Here is a 12,138-nt window from a genome sequence, read left to right as displayed (position 1 = left end):
ATCGAAATGTATTCCACCGCGGCCGTCCAATCATTGTATCAGTAGAGCTACACTAATGAGAACATTAAAAAAAAGCCTAGACCATTCTTGCACACTTATTCATAGTGGTGCTGGATATGGCAAAACAACCATCCTTACACAATTTCTACACACTGGAGCTAGCAGATTTTCTTGGTATAGTGTGTCGGAGGAAGATGATAATATATTGCCGTTTTTAAGGCATTTGTTTTTTAGTATTAAACGAGTCGTTCCGGGTTTCGGTGAAGGATTTGATGCATGGAATCTATTATCACGTTTTCCGAAAATAGAAGAACTCAATCGCTTGTATAAATTATTTGTTAATAACTTATGTGAAATTGAAGAGCCAATTTTAATCGTCATCGACGACTACCATCTCATTGACCATGAATTTCATATTAATTATGTGATGGAAAAAATTATCGAATTTTCACCACCGAATGTACATTTTATAATAGCGTCTAGAACACTGCCAAATTGGGATATTACAAGAAAATTAAAGCTGCAAAAAAAATTACTCGTTATTTATGAAGCAGAATTAGCATTTTCTTCAGAGGAGATTGCTGTTTTTTTTGAGGATTATGTAGCTGTGCGTTTAACAGAAGATGAAATTGCTAAGATATTGGAAATTACAGAGGGATGGGCAATTAGTATTTCTTTATTAGCTGAGCAATGGAACAACGAGACATTAGATCATTGGTTAAATATCTCTACAAATGATCTTTTCACTTATTTATCGGAGGAAGTTTATCTTAAGATGTCTACATTCGAGCAAGAGACATTATTAAAGTTGGCGATTTTCCCCACTTTTTCAGAGGAGTTTATTACACAATTTTATGGTATTGAAATAGCGGAGGCGCTCAGTCAATTTGTACAACGGCACTTATTTATTCAAACTATAACAACAGATGGTTTATATCGTTTCCATGCCTTGTTCAGTCGATTTTTAGAGTTGAAATGGCAACAACATGCTTTACAGTATATTGCATTACATAAACAAGCAGCATTGTATTATGTAGAGCAAAACAATATTCAAGCTGTTCTTCATCATGCATTTAAAACGAATGATCAGAACTTTTGTGGTGAACTATTACAAAATCATGCTGAAAGTCTTGTCCGTGCTGGGCAATTTGAGTGGTTATTAGAAAAAATAAATCGATTTACAGCTGCTGAAAAATCGGAATATTACAAAATATATTATTTTGAAGGTGAGTGCCATCGCTACCGTGCGTATTATGAAAAAGCGAAGCAATCCTATGAAAATTGTGCAAAGTTCGCGAAAAGTAAGAATGATTATCTCTTTATGACAAAAGCGCAGGCAGGTTTAGCGCATATTTACCTCGATACAATCCAGCCAGCATTGGCAGAGCCGCATTTAAAAAAGGCATTAGAGTTAGCGAATCATACACCGGTAAATAAAGAGGAACTTTTAGAATTACAGCGTCAATATGCGGAAAATTTAGTGAATTTAGGGAAAGCGAAACGTGCGCATATCTTTACAGAGGAGGTTGCCTTGACGGAGGATGTGCTACAAAGAGCGAATGTCGATGTTCGAATACTGTTAAGAACTGGGCAGTTACTGGAAGCTAAGACTCTGCTGGCGAAGAGATTGGAATTACCTCCACAGCTAGTGGCGACACATAGAGAGAGTGAGTTGTTAGCATCATTTGTCTATGCGCTATTAGGGCTGGGCAAGGATGCTTGGTTTGCCGCTCAGCATGGGATTCGTAGGGGGCAACGTGAAAAGTCTATTTTTATTGAGGCGGTTGGCTATATTCGCAAAGCACATGCTTTATTATTAGTAGATTTTCCTGACTATCAAGGCGCCTGTAACGCTTATGAGATGGCCCTAACATTGATGAATACCATTAATATTTCTCGGGTTAAGGCTGAACCATATATGGGACTAGCAATTGTCAAGCATGCGCAAGGAGATATGATCTCTGCTAAAAAATATTTAGCACTTGGCCTACAGGAAACGGAGCAAGTACAAGATGCATGGATGACTGCCCTTATATTAATTGCTGAGGTGAAAATCATTCTTTCTCAACATGAATTTACACGAGCAGAGCAATTATTAATAAAAGCACAGCGACTTTTTCATGATTGTGGCGACCAAAACGGTGAGATGCATGTACTATTCTATCAATCTGTGATTGCCTATAAAGAAAATGATGTTCAACAATTCAATCTTTCTTTTCAGCAATTTGCACAACTGTGTATCACCAATGGCTATGACTATTTTTTACAAAGAAAAACCATTCTTGGTCCGCCTAATAGAATGATTTTTTATGAGCTTTTACAATTTAGTAGAAATAGTGGTGGTGAAAATGCGGCTATTTCGGCAATGTGTCGTTATTTTCAAGTAGAGGAAAGTGTCGTTTATCCACATGAAGAGGTGCAAGTAAATTTTTTAGGAAGTTTAGACTTAATCAGAAAGAATCGAAAGCTAGAGGATAAAGAATGGCAGCGCGATAAATCGAAGGAGCTCTTCGTTTATTTATATTGTCATCGCAATCGATTTACGCCAAAGGAAGAGATTGCACAGGCTTTATGGCCAGAGCGGAATGTTGATTCACTAGATCGGGATTTTAAAGTGGTATTGAATGCATTATTAAAGGTTCTCGAGCCAACTAGAAGTGCTCGTCAAGATAGCTTTTTTATTCAGCGAAAAAATAATATGTATCAATTACAGCATATTCAATTTTTGCAGATTGATGTTGAACGCTTTCTCTATTTTTATGAATTAGGGATGGAGGAGTTCGATCCACAATTGTCAAATGACTGGCTGCATCTTGCTGAGATGAGTTATACCGATGCACTCTATGCTGAAAAAAAGCAGTTAGATTGGCTCATGCAGGATCGCGAAAAGCTGCAATCGTCATATATTGAAGTACTTGAGAGATTAGCGCAAAATGCGACAAGGCAACAAAATTATAAGCAAGCTATTTTTTATGCAGAAAAAATGCTTCGTGAGGATGCGTTATGGGAAGAAGGCTATCGATTGTTGATGTATAGTTACTATCAATTACAAAACCGTTCCCTTGCGTTGAAATGGTATGAAAAATGTGTACAGTTATTAAAAAAAGAACTAAATACAACACCAATGGAATCGACGATGGTTGTTTATGATTTAATAATGGGTTAGTGTATATTTGGAATAAAGACCATTTTTTATAATAATATTTGGAGGAACTACTATGGCATTTTGTAAGGTAAGGAAGGCGAATATTTACTATGAAATCATTGGGACTGGAACACCAATCGTGATGCTTCACGGCTATTCGCCTGATCATAGATTAATGAAGGGATGTATGGAGCCTGTTTTTGCAGAAAGAGAAGGCTGGAAGCGAATTTATATTGATCTCCCTGGTATGGGCAGGACTACAGATTATGAAAAAATCAATAACTCGGATGAAATGCTAGTGGCCGTAGTAGAATTAATACACTCTTTAATACCAAATGAACGTTATTTATTGGTGGGGGAATCTTATGGTGGATATTTAGTGCGAGGGATTCTGAGGGAGTATCATGAACAAATATTAGGGGCTGCATTTATTTGTCCATTGATCATTCCTGATAAACCAAGTCGAACAGTACCAGAACAAAGTATTGTCTCGGCAGATAAGGCATTTTTATCAACATTGACAAAACAGGAACTTGATGATTTGAGCTCACATCAGGTTGTTTTAGATGAAAATAATTGTCATCGATACACAAATGAAGTGTTAGCAGGTCAGAAAGTGGCGGATGTGGGATTTTTAGAAAAAGTCCAAAAAAGCTATGGTTTTTCTTTTGCTGTTGACGAAATGATTTTTGACAAACCTAGCATTTTCTTGCTTGGCAAACAGGACTCTATGGTTGGCTATAAAGATGCTTTTGACATTATCGATAAGTTCCCAAGAGCGGCCTTCACAATTTTAGATAAGGCTGGACATAATTTGCAAATTGAACAAGCAGATCTATTTAATAGCCTTATGCATGAATGGTTAGATAGGGTAAAGGAATATAATGTTTAATCTTTAGTCCAAACTAAAAGGATTCACTGAATTAGGTGAGTCCTTTTTATTATGCCCCATCATGAACGAAATTTATAGAAGATAATCCCGGAAGCTCGAAGACTGTAGAAGGGCGGGTTTTACTGGTGAGCGCAAAGTAGATCAGGAATGACAAGAAATCTATTTGTAGCATGCGCATTATTTATTACATGATGTTCAGTTTCAATCTGAGAGTGCTAGTGTATCAACATATCAAAAGTTTGAAGTGCCTAGTAAAAACAACAACAGGAAATATACAATTCCTGCTAAACAGATAGCGTGCATGAAGTAGATGTCGATATTTTTCAAAAGTTGGGTGATAAATTAAAAAAGTTGGTCGATAAATCGATAAAGTTGGTCGATAAACAATCAAAAGTTCTCGATAAATCTCAAAACTGTTTCAATAAACCCTCATCCCCGGAAAAAAACACACTTTCGTCGCAGAAAAATGAGCTCCCCATTTTGCAGTTGCCATTGCGCTAAAGCTTCACTTTCGCTGCAGAGAACACTTGCGACTGCCGTTGCGCTCCGCTGCACTTTCGTCGCAGAAAAATGAGCTCCCCATTTTGGGCAGCTCATTAAAGATTTTTGTCGCTGTCGTTGCGCTCCGCTACACTTTCGCGACAGAGATAGTTGGCTCAGTAACCTGACCCAACTATCTTGTAACTAATTTGTAACTACAGTTTTATATAGTGGATTTAGCAACGAAAGCGCTTTCTTTTTAACTTATTATGAAAGGGGTTATGGGATGAAGAAGCATTGGTTATTTGTGCTTTTATTGATGATGACGATGTTGATGGTGGCTTGTAATTCAGATGGGTCGAAGGATAGTTCTACAGATGGTAAGGCCTCGGAGGATGATACAAAGGGGACTGCTGAGGAAGGGGGTACTATTAAAATTGGTGTGCTTGCGTCATTGACGGGAGCTCTTGAGTCGTATGGGAAACAAACGCAGCGTGGCTTTGAATTAGGGATTGATTATGCTACTGGCGGTACGATGGAAGTTAACGGTAAGAAAATTGAAGTTGTATATGAAGATACAGAAACAAAGCCTGAGGTTGCCGTACAAAAAGCGACAAAGCTATTGGAAGATGACAAGGTGGATTTCTTAGTAGGTTCCTCTAGCTCAGGTGATACGCTCGCTGTATTACCATTAGCTGAAGAATACGAAAAGATTATGGTTGTGGAGCCTGCGGTAGCGGATAGTATTACGGGTGCAGAATTTAATGAATATATTTTCCGTACAGGTCGAAATTCTTCTCAGGATGCCTATGCAGCTGCCGCGGCAATCGCTGGGAAGGGTGTTAAGATTGCCACTTTTGCACCGGATTATTCTTTTGGTTGGGACGGAGTGAATGCATTTAAAAGCGCTGCTGAAAAGCTGGGCGCAGAAATTGTCTTAGAGGAATATGCTGATCCAGCAGCAACGGATTTTACATCGAATTTGCAAAAAGTAATTGATGCAAAACCAGATTATTTATTTGTTGTATGGGCAGGAGCAAACTCACCTTGGAATCAAATCGCGGATCTAAAAATTCAAGAGAAGGGCATTAAAATTTCTACAGGTGCACCTGATATTATCGCACTGAAATTTATGAATCCGTTAATAGGTATGGAAGGCTTCTCAGTTTATTATCATACGTTACCACAAAATGATGTGAATAAATGGTTAGTAGAAGAACATCAAAAACGCTTTAATGAGGTGCCTGATTTATTTACGCCAGGAGGGATGTCAGCTGCAATTTCTATTGTAGAGGCTCTGAAAAAATCAGAGGGGGATGCAGATGCGAAAAAACTGATTGGCATTATGGAAGGAATGTCATTTGAAACGCCAAAAGGCACGATGACTTTCCGAGAAGAAGACCACCAAGCATTACAGTCGATGTATTCGATCCGTCTTGAAAAACAAGAGGGTGTAGATTATCCGGTACCAGTTCTAATTCGCGAGCTGAGTCCTGAAGAAACGGCACCTCCAGTTATGAATTAGTGAAAGTGGAGACAGAAAAAATTCTGTCTCTCTTCATCTAATCTCAATGAGAATGGATGAAGAGTGATAGAAGTGCTAGAAAGGAGAATATGATGGAGCCTATTTTACGAACAGAAAATTTAACGATTCGTTTTGGCGGACACACAGCTGTCGACCATGTGAATTTTAATATGCCAGAAAAGCATTTGAAATCAATTATCGGACCGAATGGTGCTGGTAAAACAACCTTTTTTAATTTAATCAGTGGGGAATTAATGCCGTCTGCTGGGGATGTCTATTTTAAAGGACAATCACTTGCGGAAAAATCGGCTATAGAAAGAACTCGTATGGGGCTAGGGCGATCGTTTCAAATCACCAATGTTTTTCCGAACTTGACGGTTTTAGAAAATGTCCGTTTGGCTGTGCAATCTAAGGAGAAAGTGCGTTATCAATTATTACGCCATTATAAAAGCTATAAGGCGATTACAGAAAAAGCAGAGGAACTATTAACGCTTGTATTACTCGACAATAAAAGAGATGCCCTAACAACCATGCTGTCTCATGGAGAAAAGAGAAAGCTTGAAATTGCGATGTTATTAGCACTGGATACAGAAATCCTTTTGCTTGATGAACCAACGGCCGGCATGTCCTTAGAGGAAGTACCAACGATTTTAGAGATCATCCGCACGATAAAAAAACAGGGGGATAAAACCATTCTCCTTATTGAACACAAGATGGATATGATTCTAGATTTGTCGGATTCGATTATGGTGTTGTTTAATGGCCAGCTTCTTGCAGATGGAACCCCGGAGGACATCATGAAAAACGAAACCGTACAAAATGCATATTTAGGGGGTCTGTACGATGAACACCTTACTGAAATTAAATGATGTCCACACATATATCGGCCAATACCATATTTTGCAGGGAGTCAATTTTGAGGCAAAGGAGGGGCAGGTAAGTGTACTTCTTGGAAGGAATGGAGCAGGGAAAACGACTACTTTAAAAACGATTATGGGATTAACGCCTGCCTCAAAGGGAGAGGTAAACTTCCACTCACACTCTATAAAAAAAAGCCCGACTTATAAAGTGGCAAAATTAGGTATAGGTTATGTGCCTGAAAACCAAGGGATTTTTGCAGATTTAACCGTAGAGGAAAATATGAAAGTGGCGATGCGCAAAGAGGATGCGGTTACCTTAGAGCGACAAAATTATGTGCTAGAGCTGTTTCCTGATTTAAAGAAATTTTGGAAAAAGGCTGGTGGACATCTTTCAGGTGGTCAAAAGCAAATGCTGTCCATGGCAAGAGCATTTATAAATGATAGTAAGTTAATTTTGATTGATGAGCCATCAAAAGGACTGGCGCCAATAGTGGTAGAGAAAGTAATGGAGGCTATTGTTGAAATGAAGAAACAAACGTCCATTGTACTTGTTGAGCAAAACTTTATTATGGCGAGTCGAATTGGCGATACGTACACATTGATTGATGACGGGAGAACGGTTCACTCAGGTAAAATGCAGGATCTTATCCATAATGAAGAACTAAAAAGAAAATACCTAGGAATAGGATAAGGGTGGTGTACTTCATTGGAGCTATTCGTAAATTTAGTCGTTAATGGCCTAGCGACGGGCATGTTAATTTTTTTATTGGCAGCCGGTCTTACGTTAATTTTTGGATTAATGGATGTTTTGAACTTTGCGCATGGTGGATTATTTGTCTGGGGGGCTTATGCTGGAATATTTACGTATATGTTCACCGAGAGCTTTTTAATCGGCATTATAGGGGCCGTTGTCACAGGTGCACTTTTAGGACTTATTACAGAGAAGTTAATTATTACCCCTGTTTATGGCAATCATATTCAACAAATTTTAATTACTTTAGGGCTCATGCTTGTGTTACAGGAGATGATTAAAGTTGTCTTTGGGCCTAATGGTGTGGCAGTGAAAACGCCAAGTTATTTAGCAGGTAGCTGGGAAATTGGAGACGTTATTATCATTAAATATCGATTATTTATTATTGTAGTAGGTTTTGTGATTTTCGGTATTTTCCAGTACATGTTGAAGCGCACAAAGATTGGGCTAATCGTTCGGGCCGGTGTACAGGATAAAGAAATGGCACAGGCACTCGGGATTCATATAAAGCGAGTATTTTTATATGTCTTTATGGTTGGTGCATCATTAGCGGCACTTAGCGGCATGTTAATGGCTCCGTATTCTGGTGTTATCTATGCAGAAATGGGCATGGAATATGCGATTTTGGGCTTTATCGTTGTCGTTATCGGAGGAATGGGTAGCTTTTCGGGCTCTCTACTTGCGGCAATATTAGTCGGTTTAGCAGGTAGCTTTATGGCTTATTATGTACCCGTATTATCGCTTGCGGTCAATATGATTTTAATGGCTATCGTCTTAATTTTCCGACCACAAGGCTTATTTGCCATGCGAAAGGAGCGATCAACATGAAAAATAAGCTGTCATTAAAGTATGTAGGCTTTTTCCTCATGCTGGCAATTTTAGTGCTCCTTCCTTTCGTCAATGATTCAAGAACACTCATGATTTTATTAACACAGATTTTTATTTTCGGCATTTTAGCGATGAGTTATGACATTCTATTAGGCTACACAGGCATTGTGTCATTTGGTCACGCCATGTTTTTTGGTATAGGTGCGTACACAACAGCTATCATGCTGAAACAAATGGATAACACGCTTTCGATCTTTCTATTGTCAATCGTTGTCGGCATATTGATCGCAGGGTTCATTAGCTTCTTAGTGGGGTTACTAACACTTCGGTTAAAAAGTCATTTCTTTGCAATGTTGACGCTAGCCTTTTCGGGACTATTTTTAGTGGTGGCGGAAAAATGGCGCTCTATCACATACGGAAATGATGGCTTTACATTTAGAGCACCAGAAATATTTAGAGACAGAATAACGTTTTATTTCTTTGTATTAGCATGCTTAGTCTTTATTTTTATCGCACTATATCGCTTCGTTAACTCACCAACAGGGCGGATTTTAATCGCTGTTCGAGAAAATGAACAACGCACAAAATCATTAGGCTACAACACCTTGCATTATAAAGTGATTGCATCCGTTGTCGCAGGTACCGTTGCCAGCTTAGCGGGCGCCTTATATGCTGTATCACTTCGCTTCGTTAATACGAGTGTGATGACAATGGATATCACATTAGATGCATTACTAATGACAATTATTGGTGGTGTTGGCACATTAGTTGGACCATTGCTCGGAGCGGCTGTTATTGAATATGCACAACATACACTCTCGGGGTTAGCCCGTGATTATCCAATATTTGAGCGTTGGATTATTTTCTTTGGGATTCTTTATATTTTAGCTGTTATCTTTTTCCCGAAAGGAATTATTGGTTCACTTCGCATGATGTATTGGAAATGGCGATTAAAGCTAAAGGAAAAAGACAAAACATCAGTTGCCCAGCCGCAGGAAAAGGAGCGATTTGAATGACTGTAGGTATTGTAAGTACCGGAATTTATATTCCACAAACAAAAATGACATCTAAAGAAATAGCAGCCCGTTCTATTATTCCAGAAGATATTATTCGACAAAAAATGGGTATCCATGAAAAGCCTATTCCGGGTGAGCATGATCATACAGTGCAAATGGGTGTGTGGGCAGCTCAGGAGGCAATACGCAAGGCTAATATAGATCCGAAGGACATTGACGTTGTTATTTATATGGGGGAGGAGCATAAGGAGTATCCTCTGTGGACGGCCTCTATCAAAATGCAGGAGGAGCTTGGGGCCGTCAATGCTTGGGCATTCGATGTGCAATTAAGATGCGGCACGACGATTATGGCACTTAAACTAGCAAAAAGTTTAATGGCATCAGACGATTCTATTCAAACCATTCTATTAGCAGGTGGCTATCGAAATGTTGATTTTATCGACTATAGCAATCCGAGAACACGGTTTATGTATAATTTAGCGGCTGGTGGAGGCGCCATCCTTTTACAAAAGAACTATGACAAAAATCATTTATTAGAGGCAGCTATTATGACGGATGGCTCGTTTTCGGAAGATGTTGTCGTGCCTGTTGGTGGTACTAAGAAACCGTTGACGTCTTTTGATTTAGAGAATAATTTATATCAACTTGATGTCATTGATCCAATAGGGATGAAGGAACGTTTAGAACAAAAATCTTTAAGCAATTTTTTGAAGGTTATTCGAACATCTTTAGCGAAAAGTGGATTAAACGAGGGAAGTATAAGCTATTTAGCGATGCTTCATATGAAAAGATCTGCTCATGATTATATTTTAGCTGAACTTGGTCTAAAGCAGGAGCAGTCCATCTATTTACAGGAGTATGGTCATATCGGACAGATTGATCAAATATTATCATTGCAGCTGGCGCTAGAAGAAGGTCGTATCCACGCTGGGGACATCATCACACTTGTGAGTGCTGGTATTGGCTATGTATGGGGAGCTATGACAATTCGATGGGGATAAGGGGGCAATGCGATGTTAAAAACGGTTCAACTATCAAATGGAGAAACGATTGCATATCGTAAACGTCAAGGGGGAGAACATGTTTTATTACTTATTCATGGCAATATGACATCCTCTAAGCATTGGGATGTTTTAATAGATTCATTGGATGAGAAATATACCATTTATGCGATGGATTTACGAGGATTTGGTAGTTCATCTTATCATAAACCAATTTCTGCGATTAAAGATTTTAGTGATGATGTAAAGCTATTTGTGGATGCCATTGAATTGCAACAGTTTGACATGATTGGCTGGTCAACGGGCGGAGCAGTATGTATGCAGTTTGTCGCAAATTATCCAGGCTATTGTCAGCAACTTATTTTACTAGCAACTGCATCTACGAGAGGCTATCCATTTTACACAGATTCAGGTACTGGCCATCAAACATCATTGAAGAGAGCATGTACCTATGAAGAGGTGCTCGTTGATACATCTAAAACAAAATTAGTACAAGGCTTCTATGATTCGAAAAATGTGCCAGGCTTACAGTCGATTTGGAACGCACTGATTTACACACATCAGCAGCCTAGCGCGGAACACTATCAGGAATATGTGGAGGATATGCTGACGCAAAGAAATTTAGCGGAAGTTTATCATGCATTAAACGGCTTTAATATTAGTGCAGTTGATAATGAATTCGCAAAAGGTACTCAAGAGGTACAACAGATTACCATTCCAGTCTTAGTGTTAAGAGGGGATCGTGATTATGTCATAACGGAAGAAATGAATGATGAAACAGTGCTCGATTTAGGTGCACATGCACAATTTGTCAGCTTGAAAAACTGCGGTCACTCCCCATTAATAGATGATTTGCCACAGCTTACATCTGAAATCGAAGCTTTTTTAGAAATTGGAGGAAAGAATTATGCGTTTAAACAATAAGGTTGCCATTATTACAGGAGCTGCGAATGGGATTGGCTATGCTGCTGCTGAACGATTTATAGAAGAAGGTGCATTCGTTGTCATTGCAGATTTTAATGAAGAGGCTGGTGTTTCTGCGGCACAGCAATTAGGGGATGAGGCATTATTTGTGCAAGTAAATGTTGCGGAAAAAGAGTCTGTTAAGAAACTGGTGTCAACCGTTATAGAGCAAGTAGGCAGAGTTGATATATTAGTAAATAATGCAGGCATTACTCGTGATGCGATGCTATCTAAAATGACAGAGGAGCAGTTTCAACAAGTACTCGATGTGAATTTGACAGGTGTTTTTCACTGTACACAAGAGGTGATTCCACATATGGTGGCAGCCGGTGAAGGCAAAATTATTAATACATCTTCCGTTAGTGGTGTATATGGAAATGTTGGCCAAACCAATTATGCTGCAACAAAGGCTGCTATCGTCGGCATGACCAAAACATGGGCGAAGGAATTAGGGCGTAAGGGTATCAACGTTAATGCAGTGGCACCTGGCTTTACAGAAACAGACATGGTGAAAAAAATGCCAGAAAATGTGCTGGCACAAATGCGCTCTATCGTGCCACTGCAAAGATTAGGCACACCTAGAGATATTGCCAACGCTTATTTATTTTTAGCATCTGATGAGGCTTCCTATGTCCACGGTCACACGCTTCATGTGGATGGAGCAATTATGATGTGAT

General features: G+C 39.0%; 10 protein-coding genes. All 10 read left to right on the top strand.

The window, feature by feature from the left end; genetic code table 11:
- The first annotated feature begins 55 nt into the window (after nt 1–55).
- The 10 genes from ACVWXS_RS03895 to fabG all read left to right on the top strand — a co-directional run bounded on the left by ACVWXS_RS03895 (nt 56) and on the right by fabG (nt 12,137).
- A complete protein-coding gene (locus ACVWXS_RS03895) occupies nt 56–3,166 on the top strand; it encodes a BTAD domain-containing putative transcriptional regulator (protein WP_456956211.1) in 3,111 nt (1,036 codons plus the stop codon).
- Between the two features lie 52 nt (nt 3,167–3,218).
- Nucleotides 3,219–4,037, top strand: a complete 819-nt coding sequence (locus ACVWXS_RS03890) for an alpha/beta fold hydrolase (protein ID WP_456956209.1) — start codon at nt 3,219–3,221, stop codon at nt 4,035–4,037.
- A gap of 766 nt (nt 4,038–4,803) precedes the next feature.
- On the top strand, nt 4,804–6,042 hold the full coding sequence (locus ACVWXS_RS03885; RefSeq protein WP_456956207.1) for a substrate-binding domain-containing protein: 1,239 nt from the start codon (nt 4,804–4,806) through the stop codon (nt 6,040–6,042).
- A 92-nt stretch (nt 6,043–6,134) separates the two neighbouring features.
- On the top strand, nt 6,135–6,911 hold the full coding sequence (locus tag ACVWXS_RS03880; RefSeq protein ID WP_456956205.1) for an ABC transporter ATP-binding protein: 777 nt from the start codon (nt 6,135–6,137) through the stop codon (nt 6,909–6,911).
- The gene (locus ACVWXS_RS03875; RefSeq protein ID WP_068984344.1) at nt 6,886–7,593 is read left to right on the top strand and encodes an ABC transporter ATP-binding protein; all 708 of its coding nucleotides are present in this window, start codon (nt 6,886–6,888) and stop codon (nt 7,591–7,593) included. Before ACVWXS_RS03880 ends, ACVWXS_RS03875 begins: the two co-directional genes overlap by 26 nt.
- Nucleotides 7,594–7,608: 15 nt before the next feature.
- The gene (locus ACVWXS_RS03870; RefSeq protein WP_068984343.1) at nt 7,609–8,481 is read left to right on the top strand and encodes a branched-chain amino acid ABC transporter permease; all 873 of its coding nucleotides are present in this window, start codon (nt 7,609–7,611) and stop codon (nt 8,479–8,481) included.
- Nucleotides 8,478–9,497, top strand: a complete 1,020-nt coding sequence (locus ACVWXS_RS03865) for a branched-chain amino acid ABC transporter permease (RefSeq protein WP_456956202.1) — start codon at nt 8,478–8,480, stop codon at nt 9,495–9,497. The genes ACVWXS_RS03870 and ACVWXS_RS03865 overlap by 4 nt, the downstream gene beginning before the upstream one ends.
- The gene (locus ACVWXS_RS03860) at nt 9,494–10,498 is read left to right on the top strand and encodes a 3-oxoacyl-ACP synthase (protein WP_456956200.1); all 1,005 of its coding nucleotides are present in this window, start codon (nt 9,494–9,496) and stop codon (nt 10,496–10,498) included. The genes ACVWXS_RS03865 and ACVWXS_RS03860 overlap by 4 nt, the downstream gene beginning before the upstream one ends.
- A 12-nt stretch (nt 10,499–10,510) precedes the next feature.
- Nucleotides 10,511–11,422: an intracellular short-chain-length polyhydroxyalkanoate depolymerase gene (gene phaZ, locus ACVWXS_RS03855; protein ID WP_456956198.1), complete on the top strand. Its 912-nt coding sequence runs from the start codon at nt 10,511–10,513 to the stop codon at nt 11,420–11,422.
- Complete coding sequence (gene fabG, locus ACVWXS_RS03850; protein ID WP_456956196.1) at nt 11,406–12,137, top strand: 3-oxoacyl-ACP reductase FabG; 732 nt, start codon at nt 11,406–11,408, stop codon at nt 12,135–12,137. The genes phaZ and fabG overlap by 17 nt, the downstream gene beginning before the upstream one ends.
- Nucleotide 12,138 lies beyond the last annotated feature (1 nt).

It is taken from the genome of Lysinibacillus sp. TE18511, assembly GCF_054062295.1.
This window is presented reverse-complemented; position numbering and strand designations above follow the sequence as displayed.